General features: G+C 71.0%; 15 protein-coding genes and 1 pseudogene. 8 read left to right on the forward strand and 8 right to left on the reverse strand.

The window, feature by feature from the left end:
* Window positions 1-182: 182 nt before the first annotated feature.
* Window positions 183-722, reverse strand: coding sequence for an inorganic diphosphatase (locus ACQP1P_RS02710; protein WP_350612361.1), 540 nt, complete (start codon window positions 720-722; stop codon window positions 183-185).
* Between the two features lie 81 nt (window positions 723-803).
* Here ACQP1P_RS02710 and dacB point away from each other — a divergent pair, with 81 nt between their 5' ends.
* From dacB to folE, 7 genes and pseudogenes are all read left to right on the forward strand, one after another.
* Entirely contained in the window at window positions 804-2207 is a 1404-nt protein-coding gene (dacB, locus tag ACQP1P_RS02715) for a D-alanyl-D-alanine carboxypeptidase/D-alanyl-D-alanine endopeptidase (RefSeq protein WP_433082774.1), read from the forward strand.
* Window positions 2208-2295: 88 nt separating this feature from the next.
* Window positions 2296-3336, forward strand: a pseudogene (locus ACQP1P_RS02720) (zinc-dependent metalloprotease); the annotation flags it as partial.
* 1456 nt (window positions 3337-4792) lie between these two features.
* Window positions 4793-5680, forward strand: coding sequence for a tRNA lysidine(34) synthetase TilS (gene tilS / locus ACQP1P_RS02725; protein WP_433082776.1), 888 nt, complete (start codon window positions 4793-4795; stop codon window positions 5678-5680).
* Window positions 5681-6083: 403 nt separating this feature from the next.
* Window positions 6084-7640, forward strand: a complete 1557-nt coding sequence (locus ACQP1P_RS02730) for a gamma-glutamyltransferase family protein (protein ID WP_433082778.1) — start codon at window positions 6084-6086, stop codon at window positions 7638-7640.
* A gap of 80 nt (window positions 7641-7720) precedes the next feature.
* Window positions 7721-8296: a hypoxanthine phosphoribosyltransferase gene (gene hpt, locus ACQP1P_RS02735; protein WP_433082780.1), complete on the forward strand. Its 576-nt coding sequence runs from the start codon at window positions 7721-7723 to the stop codon at window positions 8294-8296.
* Between the two features lie 224 nt (window positions 8297-8520).
* Window positions 8521-10518 (forward strand): ATP-dependent zinc metalloprotease FtsH, encoded by a 1998-nt coding sequence (ftsH, locus tag ACQP1P_RS02740; RefSeq protein WP_433082782.1) that lies wholly within the window; start codon window positions 8521-8523, stop codon window positions 10516-10518.
* Window positions 10519-10580: 62 nt separating this feature from the next.
* Window positions 10581-11207, forward strand: coding sequence for a GTP cyclohydrolase I FolE (gene folE / locus ACQP1P_RS02745; RefSeq protein WP_433089794.1), 627 nt, complete (start codon window positions 10581-10583; stop codon window positions 11205-11207).
* 202 nt (window positions 11208-11409) lie between these two features.
* On the opposite strand, the gene ACQP1P_RS02750 is transcribed toward folE, so the two are convergent.
* A complete protein-coding gene (locus tag ACQP1P_RS02750; protein WP_433082784.1) occupies window positions 11410-13416 on the reverse strand; it encodes a hypothetical protein in 2007 nt (668 codons plus the stop codon).
* A gap of 166 nt (window positions 13417-13582) precedes the next feature.
* On the opposite strand from ACQP1P_RS02750, the gene ACQP1P_RS02755 reads away from it, so the two are divergent.
* Window positions 13583-14215 (forward strand): hypothetical protein, encoded by a 633-nt coding sequence (locus tag ACQP1P_RS02755; RefSeq protein WP_433082786.1) that lies wholly within the window; start codon window positions 13583-13585, stop codon window positions 14213-14215.
* A 3-nt stretch (window positions 14216-14218) separates the two neighbouring features.
* Here ACQP1P_RS02755 and ACQP1P_RS02760 read toward each other — a convergent pair whose 3' ends face one another.
* The 6 genes from ACQP1P_RS02760 to ACQP1P_RS02785 are packed head-to-tail and all read right to left on the reverse strand — an operon-like array spanning window position 14219 to window position 22347.
* On the reverse strand, window positions 14219-14833 hold the full coding sequence (locus tag ACQP1P_RS02760; protein WP_433082787.1) for a hypothetical protein: 615 nt from the start codon (window positions 14831-14833) through the stop codon (window positions 14219-14221).
* Window positions 14830-15975 (reverse strand): M23 family metallopeptidase, encoded by a 1146-nt coding sequence (locus tag ACQP1P_RS02765; protein ID WP_433082789.1) that lies wholly within the window; start codon window positions 15973-15975, stop codon window positions 14830-14832. The genes ACQP1P_RS02760 and ACQP1P_RS02765 overlap by 4 nt, the downstream gene beginning before the upstream one ends.
* Window positions 15972-16514, reverse strand: coding sequence for a hypothetical protein (locus tag ACQP1P_RS02770; protein WP_433082791.1), 543 nt, complete (start codon window positions 16512-16514; stop codon window positions 15972-15974). Before ACQP1P_RS02770 ends, ACQP1P_RS02765 begins: the two co-directional genes overlap by 4 nt.
* A gap of 6 nt (window positions 16515-16520) precedes the next feature.
* Window positions 16521-18479 (reverse strand): MFS transporter, encoded by a 1959-nt coding sequence (locus ACQP1P_RS02775; RefSeq protein WP_433082793.1) that lies wholly within the window; start codon window positions 18477-18479, stop codon window positions 16521-16523.
* Window positions 18476-21976 (reverse strand): ATP-binding protein, encoded by a 3501-nt coding sequence (locus ACQP1P_RS02780; protein WP_433082795.1) that lies wholly within the window; start codon window positions 21974-21976, stop codon window positions 18476-18478. The genes ACQP1P_RS02775 and ACQP1P_RS02780 overlap by 4 nt, the downstream gene beginning before the upstream one ends.
* Entirely contained in the window at window positions 21973-22347 is a 375-nt protein-coding gene (locus tag ACQP1P_RS02785) for a hypothetical protein (RefSeq protein ID WP_426509814.1), read from the reverse strand. Before ACQP1P_RS02785 ends, ACQP1P_RS02780 begins: the two co-directional genes overlap by 4 nt.
* Window positions 22348-22357 lie beyond the last annotated feature (10 nt).

Genomic DNA, 22357 nt, shown 5'->3' on the forward strand with positions numbered 1-22357 from the left:
GAGCACCGAAGGCGCTGAGCACCGAAGGCGCTGAGCACCGAAGGCGCTGAGCACCGAAGGCGCTGAACACCGCGAAGGCGCTGGAAACAGCGAAGGCGCTGAGCGCCGCGAAAAGTGCCCTGAACACCGCGAAGGCGCCCGGTTGTCGGACGAACCGGGCGCCTTCGCGGTGACCCGCCGGTCTAGTCGACCGGGCGGGCGATCGGGGCCACGCCGGGGTCGTGGTACGTGCCCGCGGCGATGGCTTCGGCGTAACGGCGCCGCGACTCGGCGATCTCCGCCTCCGCCTCGACGCGGCCGACCCAGGTCGCGCCCTCGACGCTCTTACCGGGCTCGAGGTCCTTGTAGACCTCGAAGAAGTGCTGGATCTCCAGGCGGTCGAACTCGCCGAGGTGGTGGATGTCCCGCAGGTGCTCCAGCCGCGGGTCGTCGGCCGGGACGCACAGGACCTTGTCGTCGCCGCCCTTCTCGTCCGTCATGCGGAACATCCCGATCGCCCGGGAACGGATCAGGCAGCCCGGGAAGGTCGGGGACTGCACGAGCACGAGCGCGTCGAGCGGGTCCTCGTCCTGGCCGAGCGTCCCCTCGATGTAGCCGTAGTCGGCCGGGTACTGCGTCGAGGTGAACAGCGTCCGGTCCAGCCGGATCCGGCCGGTGGCGTGGTCGACCTCGTACTTGTTGCGCTGACCCTTGGGGATTTCGACCGTGACGTCGAAGTCCATCTGACGACTCCTCACCCTCGCACCGCTGCGCCGACCATTAGTCTCGCGTACGGCACGGTCGGGCATCACGGGGAGGGTCGGATGGCGAGGGAAACACCACAACCGCGCGGCCGGGCCGGCCTGATCGCCGCCGTCGTCGCGGTGGTCCTGGCACTCGGCGCCGCCCTGGCCTCGGTCTCCGCCGGAACGCAGATCGTCAATGGCCTCGGCCTCGCGGGCGGGCAGAAGACGCACTGGACGGACGGCACGGCCCCGGCCGCGCCGCCGGCGGTGCTCGCCGCCGCGGACGCCCAGGCCCCGCTGCCGACCCAGGCCGGGGTCACCGCGGCGCTGCAGTCGCTGCTGGCCGTGCCCCAGCTCGGGCCGCACATCACCGCGTCGGTCGTGGACGTCGCGACCGGGCAGACCATCTACTCCTCGGAGCCGGACGCGGCGATGACCCCGGCCTCGACCACCAAGCTCGTGACCGCGGCGGCCGCGCTCGCGGCGAGGGGGCCCGCGTACCGCATCGAGACCAAGGTGGTCGCGGGCGCGCAGCCGGGCGAGGTCGTGCTCGTCGCGGGCGGCGACCCGACGCTCGCGGTCTTCCCGACGTCGTACTACCCCGGCGCCGCCCGCATCGACGATCTCGCCAAGCAGGTGAAAGAGGCGCTCGGCGGCCAGGCCCCCACCAAGGTGACGTACGACGTCAGCATCTGGACCGGCTCCGGCATCGGGCCGGGCTGGGACGCCGACGCGACGACCGGCGGCTCCGGTGCCGTGATGACGCCGATCATGACCGAGGGCGGGCGGCAGAAGCAGCAGAAGTACGCCCAGCGGTACCCGAAGCCCGATCTCCAGGCGGCTCAGGCATTCGCGAGCGCATTGGGAGTACCGACGAATGCCGTCGCGGCCGGGAACGCCCCGCAGGGCGCGAAGGAGCTCGGCAAGGTCGAATCCGCGCCCATGTCGCGCATGGTCGAGTTCATGCTGCAGGAGAGCGACAACGTGCTCGCCGACGCGCTCGCGCGGCAGGTGGCGCTGGCCAAGAACCAGCCGGCCTCCTTCGAGGGCGGCGCGGCGGCCACGAAGAGCGTCCTGGAGGAGCTCGGGCTGCCGGTCACCGCCTACGGCCTGGTCGACGGCAGTGGCTTCTCGCGCAACGACCGGCTCTCCCCGGCCCTGCTCACCGCCGTCCTGGCGATGGCCGCCCGGGCCGACCGCGCCGACCTGCACTCGATCTTCAGCGGTCTGCCGGTCGCGGCGTACTCCGGAACGCTTACCACGCGCTACCTCAAGCCGGACCAGGGCGGGTCGGCCGCCGGGCTGGTGCGTGCGAAAACCGGCACGCTGACCGGTGTCAACTCGCTCGCCGGCGTCGTCGTGGACGCCGACGGGCGCACGCTGGCGTTCGCGTTCATGGCCGACCAGACCACCAACGCGGATCAGGCCGTGGTCGCCCTTGACAGAGTTGCCGCAGCTCTCGCCGCATGTGGGTGTCACTGAGCACCGTGGTGGTGACGCTGTGTCGATCAGGGTGTACTCAGGGTTTCCACCTCCCGCAGCCATGGCCCGGCGCGGGTACGGTTGGGTCATGGCGCAGTTCGTCGATTGGGATCTGGCCGCAGCAACCGCCGCGGCGCTGGGCAAGAGTGGCCCCGCGGTGTCATACGAGGAGGCCGCGGACGCCGTCACCGACCTACGCGGCCTGGCCGATGAGGCCTCCGGGCACGTCACCGAGTTCACCGGCCTGAAGGCCATGATCCAGGGCCCGCCGGTGCGCGTCGTCGACCGCCGCGACTGGGCCGCCACCAACATCGCGGGGCTGCGCGAGGTCATCCAGCCGCTGGCCGAGCGGCTCGCGGGCGGCAAGCCACCGGGCGCCATCGTCGGGGCCATCGGCTCGCGCTTCACCGGCGTGCAGGCCGGCACGGTGCTGGCCTACCTCTCCGGCAAGGTCCTGGGGCAGTACGAAGTCTTTTCCGCCGACCCCGGCCAGCTGCTGCTCGTCGCCCCGAACATCGTCGAGGCCGAGCGCAAGCTGGGCGCCAACTCGCGCGACTTCCGCCTCTGGGTGTGCCTGCACGAGGTCACCCACCGCGTGCAGTTCACGGGTGTGCCGTGGATGCGGGGGTACTTCCTGGGTGAGGTCGGCGCCTTCGTCGACGCGTCCCAGCTCAACCAGGACCAGCTCGCCGAGCGTCTGCGCCGGGGCGTGACCGCCCTCGCCGACGTGATCCGCGACCCCGACAGCCGCGTCTCGGTGCTCGATCTCGTGCAGACGCCGGGCCAGAAGGCGGTGCTCGACCGCCTGACCGCACTCATGACGGTGCTGGAGGGCCACGCGGAGTTCGTGATGGATGGCGTGGGTCCCGATGTCGTACCGACGGTCGACGACATCCGCGCCAAGTTCAACCGCCGGCGCGAGGCCGGCAACCCCCTCGACCGCGTCCTGCGCAAGCTCCTCGGCATCGACGTGAAGATGCGGCAGTACGCGGAGGGGCGCAAGTTCGTCCACGCCGTCGTCGAGCGCGTCGGCATGGAGAGCTTCAACCGCATCTGGCAGTCCCCGCTGACCATCCCGCGCCTCAACGAGCTCTCCGACCCCGACGCCTGGATCGTGCGGGTCCTCGGGTCGAGCGCCCTGAGCCGCTCGACCGCCGCGACCCCGCCGTCCTCGATCACCGCTCCGGGCTCGGCCGCCGCGGCGTCCGCGGTCGCGGCCTCGGGCTCGGACTCGGCCGTGGAGGAGCCGCCAGCCCCGGTGCCGACGGTGCCCGAGCCGCTGGACGAGTCCCCGGCGGAGGCGGGCGTCGCCGAGCCGACCGAGGTGGCGGGCCTGACGCCGGAGGAGTCCACGGCCGTGGTCGCTCCGGCCGTCGTACCGCCGGCACCCGCGACGGACACCTGGTCGGCCGCGGCCCACAGCACTTCCGCCGCAACGGACTCTTCCACCACAACGGACTCGTCCGCCGCGACAGACTCTCCTGCCGCAGCGGACTCCTCCGCCGCGGCCGACGCTGGGCCGGCTTCCACGGCTGACGCCGAGCCGGTTTCCGCGGCGGCGACCGATGTTGACGCCGAACCGGCTTCCGCGGCCGGGACCGACGTCGACGACGCGCCGGCCGAGGTCGAGCCGGGCGCCGGCGGTGGCGAGCCCGCGCACGCGGTCTCCGAGCCGGCCGCGACCGAATCGGCACCGGAGCCGATCGGCGCCTTCGAGCCGGGCGAGGCGATGCGCGTCGCCGAGTCCTCGGACCCCGAGGTCGCCGAGCACCTGACCGACCCGCCCGCCGCCGCCTCGGACGACAGGTCGGAGGGCCCGGCCAAGCCCGCCGGCAGCATCTGATCGAGTGGCGGCGCTGTCGCCGGCGGTCGCCGCCGTACGCAACGCGGTCCGGCGCGCCCTCAGCGGCGCTCCGGACCCGGACACCGGCGACGAGCCAGGTCTGGGCTGCGGGCTCGCCGCGTCCATAGCTACGCCGGTTACGCCGCAGTTGCCGGAGCCGGCCGCTGGCGGCGAGCCAGGTCTCGGTCGCGGGCTCGCCGCGTCCGTTGTGACGCCGCAGTTGCCGGAGCCGGCCGCTGGCGGCGAGCCAGGTCTCGGTCGCGGGCTCGCCGCGTCCGTTGTGACGCCGCAGTTGCCGGAGCCGGCCGCTGGCGGCGAGCCAGGTCTCGGTCGCGGGCTCGCCGCGTCCGTTGTGACGCCGCAGTTGCCGGAGCCGGCCGCTCGCGGCGAGTCAGCTCCGGGCTCCCGGCCCTCGGCGTCCGCGGACATGTCGCGGCTCCTGGACTCGACCACGGCGATGGCGGCCCGGGACCACACGCCAACGGCCGGGAGCCCGGCTGTCACCGAGCGGGCGCCCGCCACCGGACCCGACCCCGCCGCGCCGCCTCGGCTCGCCGGCGCCGCTCACGTCGGTGCGGGGACTCGCCCGGGGAACGATGTCCACGTCGATGCTGGGGTTTCCGCGAGGAACGACGTTCAGGCCAGTTCCGGGGATCCTGCGGGGAACGACGTTCAGGCCAGTGCCGGGGTTCCTGCGGGGGATGACGTTCGCGTCGGTGCCGGGGTTTCCGCGGGGGACACGGTGCTCGTGGCCTGCTCGGGCGGGGCGGACTCGATGGCGCTGGCCGTGGGGGCGTTGTTCGTGGCGCGGCGGATGGGGGTTCGCTGCGGGCTCGTGACCGTCGACCACGGGCTGCAGGACGGGTCCGCGGAGCGGGCCGGGGACCTTGCCGACTGGGCGGTCGATCGCGGGTTCGCGCCCGTGCAGGTGCGGACCGTCCGCGTCGGGAGTGCCGGGGGGCCGGAAGCGGCGGCTCGCGAGGCCCGGTACTCGGCGCTCGAGGCATCCGCGATCGAGCTCGGCGCCTCCATGGTGTTGCTCGGGCACACGCGGGACGACCAGGCGGAGACGGTGCTGCTGGCGCTGGCCCGGGGATCCGGTCCCCGCGGGCTGGCGGGCATGCCGCCTCGGCGGGTGCGCAACGGGGTGCTCTTCGTGCGGCCGCTGCTCGACGTCAGCCGGGCCGAGACCCGGGCGGCCTGCGCGGCCGAGGGGCTCGCGGTGTGGGAGGACCCGCACAACGAGGACGCGGCCTATGCCCGGTCGCGGGTGCGGCCGCTGGTGGCCGCGCTCGGCGAGGGGGTCGTCGGCAACCTGGCCCGGACCGCTCGGCTGGTCGGGGCGGACTCCGCGTACCTCGACGGGCTCGCCGCCGAGGCGCTGGACGGGGCGCTCGACGACGCGGGCGGGCTGGGGGTGGCGGACCTGGGTCGCATGCCGGGTCCGATCCGCAGCCGGGTGCTGCACGCATGGGCGCTGCGCCTCGGGGTGCCGGGCACGGACCTGTCGCACCGGCACGTGGACGCCCTCGACGCGTTGATCGTGCGCTGGCGCGGGCAGGGTGCCGTGGCGCTGCCCGGTGGCCTGTTTGTGTCCCGGGCCGCGGGAAGGCTGCACGGGCGCCGCTGAGGCGCCTCAGCCCATCGACTCCCCGCCGCGGAAAGGCTCCCCGGGACGCTGCGGGCAAGGCTCCCCGGACGCCGATCAAGCGCCCCAGCCCGCCGGCTCCGTGCTGCACACGCGCGCCGGGACGCGCTGTGCACATGGCCAGTGCGCTGCGCACGTGCGCAGAGACACGCCGCGCGCATCGTCACGGCGGACCGAACACGTCGTCCGGTCGTGCTGTGCACACATGCCAGGGAGCGTTGCCGCATACGCCAGAAGCGCGGTTGCGAACAGCTCCGAGGCGGGATCAGGGGGCTGTTCCCCGCGCCGGTCCGGTGGTCTGCTGAGTGGGCATGGTCGGGCGGATGGGGAGGGCGGGCACATGCGGTACGAAATCCGGCGTTCTCCGGTTTTCGCTCCTCGCGGTGTGGTCGCGACCAGTCAGAGCCTCGCCGCCGGTGCGGGGCTGGCCGTGCTGCGGCGCGGCGGGAACGCGATCGACGCCGCCATCGCCACCGCCGTCGCGCTCACCGTGGTGCAGCCGGGGTCCAACGACATCGGCGGGGACCTGTTCGCGCTGGTCTGGGACGGGGAGCGGCTGCATGGGCTGAACGCGTCCGGGCGGTCGCCGGCGCTGCTCACGCGCGATCTGGCCCTCGCGGGGGCCACCAGCGCCTCCGACGGGCTCGGCGGGCACCAGGGCGACGCCGAACTCGCGATGCCGACGCGCGGATGGCTGCCCGTCACGGTGCCGGGCGCGCCGGCCGGGTGGCGGGACCTGCACGCGCGGTTCGGGTCGCTGCCGTTCGCGGAGCTGTTCGCCGACGCGATCGCGTACGCCGAGGACGGTTACCCCGTGTCGCCGCGCGTTGCCGAAGCGTGGCGGGTCGACGCCGAGCAGGTGTACCCCACGCTGGCCGGGGCGGAGTTCGCGGAGTGGGGGCGGGTGTTCACGCTCGGTGGGCGGGCGCCGCGCGCGGGGGAGCGGTGGCGCAATCCCGATGCGGCGAACACGCTGCGGCGGATCGCGAGCACCGGCAGCGAGGACTTCTATCGCGGGGACATCGCGAACGCGATCGTCGCGCACGCCGAGCGGACCGGCGGGCTCCTGCGGGCCGGCGACCTGGCCGGGCACGAGTCGGTCTGGGTGGAGCCGATCTCCGTGCCGTACCGCGGGCACGAGGTCTGGGAGATCCCGCCGAACGGGCAGGGGATCGCGGCGCTCGTCGCGCTGGGTGTGCTCGACGGATACGCCGAGTCGTCGCTGCACGAGCAGATCGAGGCGATGAAGCTCGGGTTCGCCGACGCGCACGCGTTCGTCGCCGATCCCGGCGCCGGCGGGCCCGTGCGGGAACTGCTGGAGCCCGGCTACCTGGCCGGACGGCGGGGGCTGATCGGGGAGCGGGCCGGGCGGTACGGCGCCGGCGAGCCGGGGCGGGGTGGGACCGTGTATCTGTGCACGGCCGACCCGGCGGGGCGGATGGTCAGCCTGATCCAGTCGAACTACATGGGGTTCGGCTCCTACGTGGTGCCGCCCGGGACCGGCTTCGGGCTGCAGGACCGCGGCGCCGGGTTCGTGCTGGCCGAGGGGCACCCGAACGCGGTCGGCCCGCGGCGGCGGCCGTATCACACGATCATCCCGGCATTTCTGACCCGCGGTGGCGAGCCGGTCGGCCCGTTCGGCGTGATGGGCGGGCACATGCAGCCGCAGGGGCACGTCCAGGTGGTCCTTTCCACCGTGGACGGGCGGCTCGATCCGCAGGCGGCGCTGGACCGGCCCCGGTGGTACTGGCATCGCGGCCTCGACGTGCTGGTCGAGCCGGGACTGGCCGCCGAGGTGGACGGATTGCGACGACGGGGTCACAACGTGTTCGTCGCGAGCGATCCGGGCTGGTTCGGGATGGGGCAGGCGATCTGGCGGACCGCGGCCGGTTACACAGCGGGGTCGGAGCCTCGCGCGGACGGGCAGGCGATGGGGTACTGACGGAAAACCCGCAGCGAGACAGGTCTCTCATTGGGACACCCCGCGTCGATCCGGCGCCGCCGATAGTGCAGGCTTGTCGCATGGCCGACGGCACCACCTGGCACTCGTCCGACATCGACCACGTCATCGTGAGCGAGGAGCAGATCCGCGAGAAGACCGCGGAGCTCGCCAAGCAGGTCGCGGCCGATCATGCCGACGCCGAATCGATCCTGCTCGTGGGCGTGCTGAAGGGCGCCGTCATGTTCATGGCGGACTTCGCGCGGGCGCTGGGGCGGGTCGGTCCGCCGGTGGAGCTCGAGTTCATGGCCGTTTCGTCGTACGGGCAGGGCACGACGTCCTCGGGAGTCGTCCGGATTCTCAAGGACCTCGACCGGGACATCGCCGGGCGGCACGTGATCGTCGTCGAGGACATCGTCGACTCCGGGCTGACGCTGTCGTGGCTGCTGAAATACCTGGAGAGCCGCTCGGCGGCCCAGGTCGACGTCGTCGCGCTGCTGCGCAAGCCCGACGCGCTGAAGGTCAACATCCCCGTGCGGTATGTCGGGTTCGACATCCCGAACGAGTTCGTCGTCGGATACGGCCTCGACTACGCCGAGCGCTACCGTGACCTGCCGTTCGTCGGGGTGCTGAAGCCGTCGGTCTACGGGCGCGGCTGACCTGGCCGTTCGGCGGACGTTTCCTGGGAGTCTGCTGAGAGCACCTCGTCCCCGGCCTACGCCGATCCGCGACTGTCGGTGCCACGGTGTACCGTCAAATGGTCGCAAGCGTCAACTGAGCCCATACCTTGGCGGCGCTTTCGGCACCGCGTCGGAAAGTGGGTCCGGCGCGGTTGACGGCCTTACGGATGGAGGGGCCGGGCGCCGCGGCGTCCGACGACAACATGGAACGTACCCGTTTGTTCCGCCGGCCGGTGGTCTGGATCCTTCTGGTGATCATCGGTGCCATCGTGCTCAGTTCCTTCTTCACTTCCGGCCCGAGCTACACGAAGGCGGACACGTCCGTCGTGCTCGAGCAGCTTCGCAGTGGCAACGCGAAGAAGGCTGTGATCCAGGACAAGGAGCAGACGCTCAACCTCGATCTCAGGAACAAGATCAAGGTCAAGGGCACGGAGACCAACAAGATCCAGGGCCAGTTCTCCTCGCAGAGCGCCGACGAACTCCAGAACGAGCTCAGCACGCTGCAGGCGGCGAAGAAGCTCGACGAGTACAACGTCAACGTCACCCAGGACAACATCTTCATCAGCCTGCTGATCAACCTGTTGCCGATCGCGGTGCTGGTGGTCCTGCTGCTGCTGTTCATGTCGCAGATGCAGGGCGGCGGCTCCCGGGTGCTCAACTTCGGCAAGTCCAAGGCGAAACTGATCTCCAAGGACACCCCGAAGACGACGTTCGCCGACGTGGCCGGCTCGGACGAGGCGGTGGAGGAGCTCCACGAGATCAAGGACTTCCTGCAGGCGCCGGCGAAGTACCAGGCGCTCGGCGCGAAGATCCCGAAGGGCGTGCTGCTCTACGGGCCGCCCGGAACCGGTAAGACGCTGCTCGCGCGGGCCGTCGCCGGCGAGGCGGGCGTGCCGTTCTACTCGATCTCCGGCTCGGACTTCGTCGAGATGTTCGTCGGTGTCGGTGCCTCCCGCGTCCGCGACCTGTTCGAGCAGGCCAAGGCCAACGCGCCCGCCATCGTCTTCGTCGACGAGATCGACGCCGTCGGCCGCCACCGCGGCGCCGGCATGGGCGGCGGGCACGACGAGCGCGAGCAGACGCTCAACCAGCTGCTGGTCGAGATGGACGGCTTCGACACCAAGGGCGGCGTCATCCTGATCGCCGCGACCAACCGGCCCGACATCCTCGACCCGGCGCTGCTGCGCCCGGGCCGCTTCGACCGGCAGATCGCGGTCGACCGCCCCGACATGGAGGGCCGCAAGGCGATCCTGCGGGTGCACGCGAAGGGCAAGCCGTTCACGCCCGACGTCGACCTCGACTCGGTCGCCCGTCGCACGCCCGGCTTCACCGGTGCCGACCTGGCCAACGTGATCAACGAGTCGGCGCTGCTGGCGGCCCGCAACGACAAGCGGGCGATCACCAACGACTACCTCGAAGAGGCCATCGACCGGGTCATCGCCGGCCCGGAGCGGCGCACCCGCGTGATGAGCGAGCACGAGAAGAAGGTCACGGCGTACCACGAGGGTGGTCACGCGCTCGTCGCCTGGGCGCTGCCCCACTCAGCGCCGGTGCACAAGGTGACCATCCTGTCGCGCGGCCGCTCGCTGGGTCACACGCTGGTCCTGCCCACCGAGGACAAGTACACCCAGACGCGCTCCGAGATGATCGACACGCTGGCGTACGCGCTGGGCGGTCGCGCCGCCGAGGAGCTCGTCTTCCACGAGCCGACCACCGGCGCCGGCAACGACATCGAGAAGGCGACCGCGCTCGCCCGGTCGATGATCACGGAGTACGGCATGAGCGCCAAGCTGGGCGCCGTCAAGTACGGCACCGGCGACGGCGAGCCGTTCCTGGGCCGCACCATGGGCCACGAGCGGGACTACTCCGAGAAGATCGCGGCGGAGATCGACGCCGAGATGCGCTCCCTCATCGAGATCGCGCACGACGAGGCCTGGGAGATCCTGGTCGAGTACCGCGATGTCCTCGACAACATCGTCGAGGAGCTCATGGAGAAGGAGACCATCTCGCAGGCCGACATGACCCGCATCTGCGCGCGCGTGGTCAAGCGGCCCCCGATGGCGCCCTACAGCGGCAACGGCCGTCGGCGGCGCGCGATCGAGGCCGGCGCGAACGGCTCCGAGGTCGCCCAGCCCACCGGCTTCGGCGCGGACGACCACGTCCGCATCGGCGGGGGCGAGACCCCGGACGGCACGCACTGAGCGAGCACAGCGGCACCGAGCCCGACACCGACAATGGTGTCGGGCTCGTTGCCGACCAGGAGCTGGATCACGTCGCGGCGCGGCTCGTCAGCGGCCGGCTGGGCGGGGTCGAGGTGGAGCGCAACGTCGATCTGAAGCGCATCGAGGCCGCGGTACGGGAGATCCTCACCGCGGTCGGCGAGGACCCCGATCGCGACGGGCTGCGCAGGACGCCGGCCCGCGTCGCCCGGGCCTACGCCGAGCTGTTCGCGGGGCTGCGCGTCGACCCGGCCCAGGTGCTGAACACGACCTTCGAGGCCGACCACGAGGAGCTCGTGCTCGTGCGGGACATCGAGGTCCAGTCGATGTGCGAGCACCACCTGCTGCCGTTCCACGGCGTCGCGCACATCGGCTACATCCCCGGCGTCGACGGGCGCATCACCGGGCTGTCGAAGCTGGCGCGGCTGGTCGAGGTGTTCGCGCGGCGGCCGCAGGTGCAGGAGCGGCTGACCTCGCAGATCGCGGACCTGCTCATGGCCCAGCTCGAGCCGCGGGGCGTCATCGTGGTCATCGAGTGCGAGCACATGTGCATGTCGATGCGGGGCATCCAGAAGGGTGGCTCGCGCACGATCACGTCGGCGGTCCGGGGACTGCTTCGCGACGACGCCAAGTCGCGCTCCGAGGCGATGGCGCTGATCATGCACGGTTGATTGCCGCATTCGTACCCCCTGTGCCCGGACCGGACACAGGGGGTCTTTCGTGTGGCCGTCTTCCCGCCGCCGCGCCGATCCGTTCGCTTGTCGCGCTCGCGAGGCGCTGTTCGCCTTTCGCTTTTCGTGCTCGCGAGGCGCTGTTCGCCTTTCGCGTTCGTAGGGCGTTGGGAGTCTTCGCTTTTCCGCGTTCGCCGGGCGCTCAGAAGAACAGGATCACGCCGCCGAACACGAGGATCGGTATCAGGGCGATCAGGCTGATGACCAGGCCCAGCACCGGGGTCCGGGACGTCGTGCGGCGGGTCATCGCGCCGATGGTCAGCCAGCCGAGTCCGAAGGAGAGCGCCGGCAGTACCAGCGCACAGGGAAGGGCCAGAAGACCGGCTCCGGTCAGGTCCTCGCTCGCCAGCAGCGCCGGGATCTGCACGATGGCGGCCAGGAGCGCGAACAGGAAGTAGACGCCGGCGTTGACCCACACGCGGCGGTTGGACGCCGCCTGGCGACCCGGGGCCGTCAACTCCGCCTCAGAGCGCTTCAGACCGCCCGCGGCCATTCGCAGTGCCGCGGACACCCTGCCCGGCACCGACCCCGGCACCGGTGGGCTGAGCGGGCTTACGACGCCCGTTCCCACGACTCCGCCCGGGCCGGACACGGGCACGCCGCTGACGCGGTTCGGCACGCCGCTGACGGGGATGCGCGGGATCGACCCGGTGTTGTGCGGGTTCGGGGGGATCGGGGGGGCACTGCGCGGTACGACCACCGGATAGCCGCCCGTCGTGGACCCCGCGGCCCTCGCGACGGCCGGCGTCCCCGGCATGGCGGACGTCGGCACCCCCGACACCGGGGGCGCGCCCGACACCGGCGGCCACGGGGGCGCGCTGACCGGGGGCGTGGGGATGCGCTGCCCCTGCGGCCAGGCACCACTGCCGCCGGTGAGCGCGGCCGGCGGCGGAGGCGGGGCCATCGGCGCGCCGCGGCGCGGGTCGACCGGCTGCGGGCCCGAGGTCAGCGCGTTGTGCGCGGCCTGGATCTCCGGCCACGCGGGGCGCAGCTCCAGGGGGCGCCCGCCCGCCTCGCCGGCCACCTCGGACAGGTAGGCCTCGTGGTGCGCGAGCTTGGCCCGGATGTTGTGCAGGTCCTGCTGGGCGGCCTTGAGCGCCGACTTGTGCTCGGCCACGATCGCGATCACCTCGCGCCGCACGGCGTCGAGGCGCTGGCCGGCCGCCACGTATTCGAGCCAGGCCGTCCGGCTCGGCTCGCCCACCGGCACCGGCGGCGCCGTCCACGGCCCGCTGAGCTGTGCGCAGACCCGGCGGACGAGCTCGACGGGCGGGTCGGGGTCGAGGTACACCGGGGCGTTGAGCCGGCTCGGGCCGGTGCCGGTGCCGGAGAACGTGGTGCCGGGCGGGTCGCCGACCCACGCGTGCGGGTTGCGGATCGCGATCTGGGTCGCGTGCGGCAGCGGCGCCTGGGTCGTCTCCTGCGTCAGCGGCGGCGGCGGCCAGCCCGCCGCGATCAGGTGCAGCCGCCCGGCCGGCCCGGCGTGCGCGAGCTGCGCGATGCGCGCCAGGTCGCGCCCCTCGGTGAGCTCGGGCAGCGACGCGATGACGATCAACAGCGTGGGGGCCGGCCCGTCGGTGCGCGCGGCGAGCCAGCGCTCGCCCTCGTCGAGCACGCTGCGCAGCCCTTCGGCGTCGCTGGCGGGCCGCGGCATGATCGAGTCGATCCCGGTGAACCAGTCGAAGGTCCCGCCGTCGACCACGGCGTCGATGGCCCGAATCCGCACCGAGCCGGGCGGTGAGGAGGCGAGCAGCCGCAGGACGAGACTGCGCAGCAGCCCACCCACGCGCGCGTCGCGCGCATCGGCGTCGATCGCGATGTGGCCGGCCCGCAGCAGCGGCACGATCACCGGGAACCGCGCGTCATCCAGCGGATGCGCCTGCCCGACCCGCACGAACGTGGGCGGCAGCGGCCCGCCGAGCGGCGTGCTGGGCGCCAGGGCGTCCAGCTGCGCCCCGAGCCACCCGGGCGCGAGCAGCGCGCTGTTGGAGCGCAGACTCGCGGCGAGGTCGTGCTGTTCGGCGTACTGCTCCGCGGGGGCGGCGTTGGGAGAGTACTTCTCGAGGATCGGCCCGGCGGCGGCGATCAGCGCAGCGGTGTGCCGATGCTGCGCAGCCGCTCGCTCGATCCGTGCCCGCAGGCGTGCCACCGTGCCCCTTCCGATCCAAGCAGATGACGGGAACGGTAACGCAGACGGGCATTCTCGTCAGCAGGCGCCATGGGGCTTACGCGTTGTCGCAGGTAGCCGCGTCGCCTTCGGATCTTCCCGGCGCGGGAGGGTGCTCTGGGGGCGCTTGGCGGCTAGCCTCTGGGGCGTGGACCCATCGATTCCCAACGAGCCGGACGTCGACCACGGGCGGTCGATTCCACGCTCGCGTTCGGGCGAGAACGAGGTCCTTGAGGGCGAGATCGTTGACAAGGACGCGCCCCTGGGCCGCCCCCGCACAGGGCCGCCCCCGCCGCCTCCCCCTGCAAAGGACCCGAGGCAACGCAAACTCGCCCGCCGCACGGTCCTGTGGACCTTGCTAGGCATAGCGGCGTTCGTCTGCCTAAGCGGCATCGGGTTGGGCATCATTTACTACAACAAGGTCACGAAGCCAAACACGGACACGCCGGGTGGGGCGCTTGAGGGATACCTCGATGCGCGGTTCAACGGCGCCCGACCAGAACGCGTCCAGCAGTTGATCTGCCGTTCCCCGAACCTGAGCGAGATCGATGAGCTGGTCAGCGTGCTGGAAGCGAGCAAAGCTCAGTCAGCGGGGGCGATCAAGGCCAATGCGTCCGCGCTTGATCTCAAGTATCCGTCTGAAGACAAAGCCGAGATTGAGACGGACCTGGTCTTAGCCTCAGGACCACAGAACTATGCGAGCGTTGCCAGGGAAAGATGGCGTTTCGACTTGGTGCACGAGGACGGCTGGCGGGTGTGCGGCGCCCATCGCCTAAATTGATGACTATTCCGCCCAGAGGAGGTGGATGGGCACCTCTAGTGTTTTGGGAGGCTGGCCGCTCCAGGCCCATCTGTACCATTCCAGCTCACGACAGACGCGAATGCAGATGTCGCCTTCGGCGCTGTTGTACGCCTCGGTGACCGCGCGCAGGTCACGCTGATCGCGGCCGGTCTTGTCCTCCGGACCGGCCACTCGGACGACTCGCAAGCCGGTGATCGCCTTGACGTCGCGGGCCGGTCGCGGCGGACGCTGCGGTGGCGCATCGAGCGATACCAGCATGAGTTCCGCGGACGCTGTGACCGCACTCGAGACCCGCTCGACCCAGACCCGCTCCAGGGGGACTAGCGGAGCGAACACCTCGGTCTGCTCCGACTCGGCGCGATACCACTCCTGCTCCGGCAAGGCCGGCACATACGTGCGGCTGGCCTGAACGACCACGTTGTCGATTCGGATGTCGGCCCGCCAGCCCAGGCCCGGGACGCCGACGACAGCGCGGCGGCCGCGGAGGTCACGCAATGACGAGGCGGCGACCAGCTCGATGCCGGCCGGCGTTCTGGCCGAGTCGCCGGCCAGCAGATCCCAATCGGGAAACTCCGCGTCGCCAGGCAGATCGGTCACGGCTTCATTCCCAAAGGTGCCCCCATCCGCTGCATGAACGGCACCGGGTCGATTGCACCGTTGTTGCTCGGATCGCTGTTGAGATGGACCTCGAAATGGACGTGAGGGCCGGAGGAATGGCCGGTCGTGCCCGTGAATCCGATCTCCTGACCGGGGGCGACGTGCTGACCCACAACGACGCTCGGCTGCTTCACCATGTGGCAGTACCGTGTGAGGATTCCGTTCGCGTGCTGGATCTCCACGTACCACCCGCAGCCGAGCACCGACGGCGAGCCGTCGCGCCAGCAGCCCCAATCGGTGCCGTTGGCCAAGTGCGCTTGGCAGCGCACCTTCACCACGATTCCGGCGGCGGCGGCACGGATCAGGGTACCGCGCTTGACGATGAGGTCGACGCCCTGATGGGTAGGCCGGTCGGCGGTGCGGAAGCCCGAGCCGACCTCACCGCCGACCGGGGCCGTCCAGCCCGACGCTGCGATCTGCTCCCCGCTGACGCACTGGAGATTGGTCGAGCCGGCGGCCGCACGCGCGGCGCCACCGGTCAGCGAGTTGACGACCGTGCTCGCGAGCTGCTCGTGTTTGGCGTACGCATCCGGGTACGCGCTGCGCTGCACCTTCTGCGCGGCCTGGGTGAGGCTCATCCGCTCCCAGCCGGCGACGGTCAGCAGTTTTTCGTAGAACTTCCGCGAGGCGTACTGCGGGTCCATGATCTGCTGCGGCGTGCCCCAACCCGTGCTCGGCCGCTGTTGGAAGAGCCCTAGGGAGTCATGGTCGTTGCGCGCGCCAAGGTTCGGCAGGTTGTGCAGGCTGGATTCCTGCATGGCGGTGGCGACCGCGATCACCCAGCCCCGCGGCGGCACCTTCAGGTCCTGCCCTACCCGCACGATAACCGCGGCGTTGCGGACCTGCTCTTCGGAGAGTTCACGGTGGCTCGGCAGGTTGGCGGCGGCATTGACGAGCTGCCCGTTGCCGCAGCCGATGTCGTAGTTCTGCGTCTTGCGGGACGCGTCGAAGAAGAACGCCACCGCAGCGCCCGCGCAGCACACCAGCAGCAGCGCTGAGCACACTACCGCCAACAGCGCCGGGCCGATGAACCTTCTCCGCCCCGGTTCCTCAAAATCCTCGTCTTCTCCGACACCGCTCATGCCATCTCCCAGTCCAGCGAGGTGACCTGCCAGCGTCCGCCCGAGACCTGCAGCCCGAGCACGATCGTCCCGCCCTCCGCCGGGACCCGGGCCACGGTCGTCGCGCCATTGGCCTGCAATTGCGCGGTCCCGGTGATCGTCGATGTCGGCACGTCAGCGGGATCAGTGTCGGCGAGCGATGCCATCAGATCCGTCGAAGCGTCCGGCTTGAGCCCGGCCCGCCACTGGTCCCCGGTGACCCCTGGCTTGCGCAGCCACGCCTTGGCGAACCGAGTCGCTACGGTCGCGGCGTCGGCGGCCCCCTTGCTCAGCGACGGTGCAGGCGCGACGGACTCGTCGACCCCGTCGTCCCCGAGCGAGATGAAGGGATCCGCTGATTTCGGCACCGGCTCCACGGTCGGCCCGACCGCGTCGTTGGCCGAGCCCCCGCGCTCGTCGTCGAGCACCGTCCGCCCGAGCGTGACGATCACAAGCACGATCACGACCAGGACCAACGCGACGCCATACCGCGTCCCGAGCAACCGCAGGACCGTCCGCATCGTCGCCTACCCCGGCAAGCTCGCCGACTCAGGCCGGCGAGCGCCCCCGCGCCCGGTCGTGGACCCAGAGGAATCGTCCGAGCCGGGCCGATAGATCGAATAAGACGGAGCGTTCTCAGCCGGAAGGTCGGGCTCCTCCCACGTCGACTCTCGCCGCCGAGGCCGCTGCTGCCCAGCACCGCTCTTGTTCCCGCCGGTTTCCGGCCGCTCCGCAGCCACCCCGGCACCGCTGCCAGCTGAGACGGTGTCCTCGTTGCGGGCCTCGGGTCGCTGCGACACCTGCAGCTCCCCGCTGCGCTGCGGTCCCGGCTCTTTGGTCCCTCCAGCGTCAACCACCTTGAGCGCTGCGGCCGCCCGCACGTCCCGCATGAACAGCCGGTGCCAACTCCCGGCGGACGTGATCGCCCGCGTCGAGTCCTTCCCGCCGAGCTGCGTGATCCGTCGGTAGGGCCTCAGCAGAAGCCATCCGACGACCCCGGTGAGCCAGATGAGCACGACCTGCAGCCAGGGGGCAAGTGCAGCTGTCAAAATCTGGGAAACGGCGAACAAATAGACCGCCGATCCGGTGCCGAAGATGATGATGTTGAAGACCGCCGCGATGACGGCGTTGCCCAGCCGCCGGAGGCCGGCGTTAGCTGGTCGCAGTAGTCCGATGGTGCCAAGCATCGGTGCGGCGATAACCGCCCACCGGAAAAGCAGGAACCCAAGGATCACCAGTACTGACGCCGTGAGGTCGAACAGTGCGAAAAAGAGGGCCGAGAGAATCGCCAGGAATCCCGCACCGATGCGATCCATGCCCTTTATTCCCTGAAGGTGTTGATACGCCTCAGGATCTTCGATCCTAATTCGCTCGGCTATTTCCTTCCAGCGATCGCCCTTTTCTTGCATCTTCTGGGCTCGGACGCTCGAGGTTTCGAGCGGCTCATTGTTTGCCGCATGGACTTCATTCCTCGCGCGGACGTTCGCTTCGTCCGTGCGAATTTCGTCGATCTCATCCCATGTAAATGATCTTGCATCGTAAAGTGCTTCCCCATACTTCTGGGCAGTCACGCTGTCTGCGGAGCCGAGCGTGCCTCGCAGCCAGTTTTGGTACAGCAGTCCATCGGTAACTGCATCGCTGGCGCGGAGTGCCGGCGTGCGATGGTCGATGCATGATTCGGGATGTCTTTGACACAGCGGCGCGTCGCTATTCTTCTGTTGCGCTGGGGGGCCGACGGCATCGTGAATCAAGCCGAGACTTGAAGTAAGCGCTCTGTCGGCGAGTTGTGCGGACCAGCTTGGCCAGGTTGCCAATGCGGTCATAAGCACCATGACGAAGATTGCCCAGCCGGCGGTTGTCATCGCGTTGGACATGTCGGACTGTCGTGATCGCCAAAGGAGGTACATTCCTACGATTGCAAGCGTTATTGCGCCAAACGGTGTGAACACCCTATCGTAAATGGCTTTGGTGGTCCGGTCGACCATTGGATCTGCCCAGCCCCACATGTACGATGCGTCCCAGGCGCGTTCACGCATCGCATTTGATGCACCGATGATCGACGTTGCCACGACGAACTCACCGTTGGCGACAGTGTTTTCGAATTCGGCGCTTGGATTCGTCACTGTAGCTGTGCACTTGAGGTCGTAAGTGTTGAAATCATAGCCAGCGTAACCATATTGGGTGTACCGGCCCATTATGCTATCGCCCACAGCATCGGACGGATGCTGTGCGAACCAGCCGGCCATTCCAGCGTCAGGGCTGTCGGGAATTGGTGCGTCCAAGCAGCTGGCCTTGCCGGCGATATCGCTTTTGAGGCTGGCAGCGCAGTCGTTGAAGTTTGCGGGTACTTTCCACTCTTCAATGCTGCAGAGCTTGTCGCCGGGGGCATATGACGGAGAAGCCGAAGCGGAGGTGGCGGGGGCGCCGAAGAGGGTTGCCAAGGCCGCGACGAGGACCACGGCCACGTACACGGGCAGGCGTCTCACAGATCATCCTCCGCGTCGTCGTCAGGGTGGATGTCTACGACTTCGCCGCGTACCGCGGCCTCGCTCGGAACGCCGCCGGGCGTGGTGTCGAGGTACCGCAGCAGATCCGCAACATAAGAAACGTCCACGCGCACCTTCTGGACGCGCCCGTCCACATCGCGCATCACGAACTCGCGGAAGCCCAGGCGCGACGAGGAGCTGGTGTCCACCTGGGAGAGGGCCGCCAGGGTCTGCTCGTAGCCGACGTCGGTGGGAACGCGCAGCAGCCGCAGCGCCTCGGCCGCGATCTCGCTGTCCTCGGCGATGCGACCCACGAAGACGGTCGAGACGAGGTTCTGCACGTCCAGGCCCAGGATGTCCTTCGGGTTCTGGGAGGCGACGAGCGCGGCCAGGTTCCACTTGCGGGAGTCGCGGGCGAGGCGGACCAGGAAGGAGCGGCCCGAGCGCCAGCCCTCCATGAAGTGGGCCTCGTCCAGGCCCACGAGCTTGCGCTGGGACATGTCGCCGCCGTAGCAGCGGCGCACGGCGAGGCGGTGGGCGGTGTGCAGCATCGGCAGGGCGAGCGACTCCTCGGCCGACCAGTACTCGCGCTCGATCTTGAGGTCGGGCAGCCGCAGGCCCGCCATCGTGATGACGGTCAGGGCCGCGTCGGCGCCGAGCAGGCCGGCGGGCGGGGAGCCGAAGAAGAGCATGGCCAGCGGCATCTCGGCGGTGTCGAGCAGCAGGTTGCCGAGCTCGGTGGCGTCGTGGTCGCCGGTGTCGCGCAGCGAGCGGATGACGTCCTCGAGCGTCGAGGACTCCTCGGCCGGCACCTGACGGACCGCGTGGCGCAGCATCGTCGCCGTCGAGGCCTCGCGGGCCACCTGGGGTGGTACGAGCATCATGCAGATGTCCTGCACGAGCATGCGGCGCTCGGCGCGGGCGTTGGAGACCGCGATCTCGAACTCGCGATCGCCGGCCGGGCCGGGGGCGTAATGGCCGCGTTGCGGGGTAGGGATGAGGGCATAGGGGGCGAGTGTGCCCTGCTCCGAGCCGGTCAGGTTGAGCACGCGCGAATACGGCGCCAGCTCCGGCATGCTGCACAGGCGCGCGAGCGGTCCGGACGGGTCCAGCAGGGTCACCTGGACGCCGCGCCGCGCGGACAGATAGCCCAGCGCACCCATGAGGGTCGACTTGCCACCGCCGGGCTCGGCCACGAAGACGGCGAGGCCCGAGCGCTCCCGCACCTCCATCGGGAAGTGCAGGTCGAGGAAGACCGGGCGGCGCGAGGTGCCCGCCGTGCGCCCGATGAGGTCGCCGCGGCGGTCGCCCACGGTCGAGGCGGCCTGGGGCAGCGCGGCCGCGAAGAGCTTGACCGGCATGCGGCGCAGGTAGCCGGTGTTGGCCAGCGGCTCGCCCGGGATGAATTCGCGCGCGAGCCAGTCCTGGTTCTTCGGGTGCTGCAGCGCGACGCGCATCTCCCGCGAGTACATCTGCGTGATCCGGCGGGCCCGTTCGAGGCATTCCTCCCGGGTACGACCGCCGACCGCGACGCGATGCCAGCCGTGCGCGCGGGACGAGTCGACGGGCAGGCCGGTGCTGATCTCGTCGCCGATCGTGAGCGCGCGCTTGGCCAGGCGCTCGAGCTCCGGGGGCGCGTCGATGCCGTGCTCGGAGTAGTCGGCCTGCTGGGAGCGGATCAGGCGCAGGCGGTGCTCGAGGTTGCGGAAGGAGTCGTTCGGGCCCAGGATGTCGATCCGCGACGACAGCTCCATCGGCCACGGCAGCCGCTCGTGGAAGTGCAGCCACGGCTCGTGCCGCTCGGGGATCTCCAGGGGCTCCATGCGCCCGACGGTCAGCACGGCGACGTGGCGCTCCTCGCCGGTCTGGCGATTGACGAGCTTCACCGTGGATCCGTACGGCGTGCGATACCGCTCCACCGCCTCGGTCAGCGCCAGCAGGTCGCCCGCGTCCCAGGACCCGTCGAGCGAGGCGATGTGCCCGGGCGGGGACATGCACAGCGCCACCGACCGGTACAGCAGCCACTCCAGCTCGAACGCGGTGACCCGCCGGCCGCGCATGCCGAAGGCGCCCAGCACCTCGTCGAACTGCTCGACGGTGCGGGCCATGCGGCGCCGCTCGGCGTCGGCGACCCCGCGCTTGAACAGTGACCCGATGCGCTCGGACAGCGTGTCGCCCAGCGTGCGGCGGGCGAAGGCGATCCCGAGGTACGTCTGGCCCTCGGCGTGATTGATCGACAGCAGGTGTTTCTGGGCGTTGACCAGGTGGTCGGACCACGAGGGCGCGCCGGGCACGGAGGGCAGCGGGTTCGGCGTGTTGCCGTCGACCACGCGCGCCCACTGGTCGGCCGGGAACGGCCGGGTCGTGCGCCGCAGGTGCAGCCGGAAGCCGGCCAGGCCCGCGTACTGCTCGGAGATCGCCGACAGCAGCGCCTCCCGCTCGGCGTCGGGGCGGAACGCCCAGCGCACCTCGGGCAGCCAGTACCAGGCCGTGACCGTGTTCGGCGTGAACGTCAGGTGCCCGGCGATCTCGGTGATCGCCAGGTCGATCGCCGCGCTGCGGTCCTTCTGCTTCGGCTTCGGCACCTTGTCCAGCGGCGTCCTGCGGCCCCGCTGCGGGGGCGGGGTCGCGCGAGGCGGCCGGGGCGGCTGCTGGGCGGGGACGCCGCGGGCGGGCTGGGTCCGTCGCGCCGGTGGCGGCGGAGCCGTGGTCACCGCCTTCCGGGGTGTACCGCCGGCAGCAGGCCGTCCCGCGGGTGCCCCATACCGTTGCGCGGCCCATTGGTCCGTCGGCGTGATCCGTTCCCCGGCACGGGCCGGACCCGCGGCCGGGTGGCGATCGCCGAGCGGCGGGTGCTCGCCCGACGGGTCACGCCCGGGCGCGGAGGGCCGCTCGGGCCGCCCGCGCAGCGCCGGACGCCCGTTGCTCTCGGTCCAGTTGTCGTACGCCGGCCGCTCGGGAAGCGCCGGCCGGGCGGGCGGGGCCGCGGGCCGGTCGCTCAGCGCCGGCCGCGTCACGTGCCGCTCGCCGTTGGCGGAGGCGGGGGTGCGCGGAATCGCCCGCTTCGGCGCGCGCAGGTCCTCGGGGGCCCGCGGCGCCCCCGACGACGGCGCGGCGGAGATCGGGATGCCGGAGACGGGCTGGACGCGGTCGGCGTGGCCCGGGCCCGGCTCCAGTGCCCGCAGCCGGTCGCGCGGCGGACCGCCGGGCTGATCGTCGAACAGGCCCAGGAACGGCGAGTCGACCTCGGGCGCGGGCTGGGCGCTCACCGGCCGCTGCGGTCCGCCGGAGCGGCCCGTGCCGCCGTTCGCGCCCCGCTCGCCCGCGGGGCGCGACGAGCCCGGCGCGCCGGGTCCGGTGCCGCGGAACATCGCGACGCGACCGCCCTCGGCCGCCGCCCGAAGTCCGCCATCGTAGTCGGTTGACTGCGCAGCGTCGTCGTCGATGTCCGAGCGGTCCTGATAGCCCCCGGACTTGCGGGGAGGCGGAGTGGTCATACGAGATCACCGGTGAGGTCCGGGCGGATGCGCACCTTCGACGCGACCAGGCGGGCGTCACGCTGCTCGGAGCTGGGCTCGCGCGTGTGACGCCAGTCGGTCAGGGCGGTGCGGACCACCATGCGGGCAGGTCGATCGGGGTCGACGTAACGGAAGATCAGCGACGTCGCCACGATCGCGAGGGCGATCTCGTAGGCGGGGAAGTAGTCGACGTGCAGCGTGATCAGGTAGCGGATGAACATGAACAGCGGCACCAGCAGCGCGAACACCCCGTACTGCGCGTATGGCAGCTGAATGGGCAGCGTGTAGCCCGGCGGGCCGAGGTAGACCAGTCGGGCCCGGTAGATGTCGTCGTCGGTGCGCAGGCGCATGGCAGGTCAG

It is taken from the genome of Dactylosporangium sp. CA-052675 (assembly GCF_050947935.1).
In the GTDB taxonomy this organism is placed as follows: Bacteria; Actinomycetota; Actinomycetes; order Mycobacteriales; family Micromonosporaceae; genus Dactylosporangium.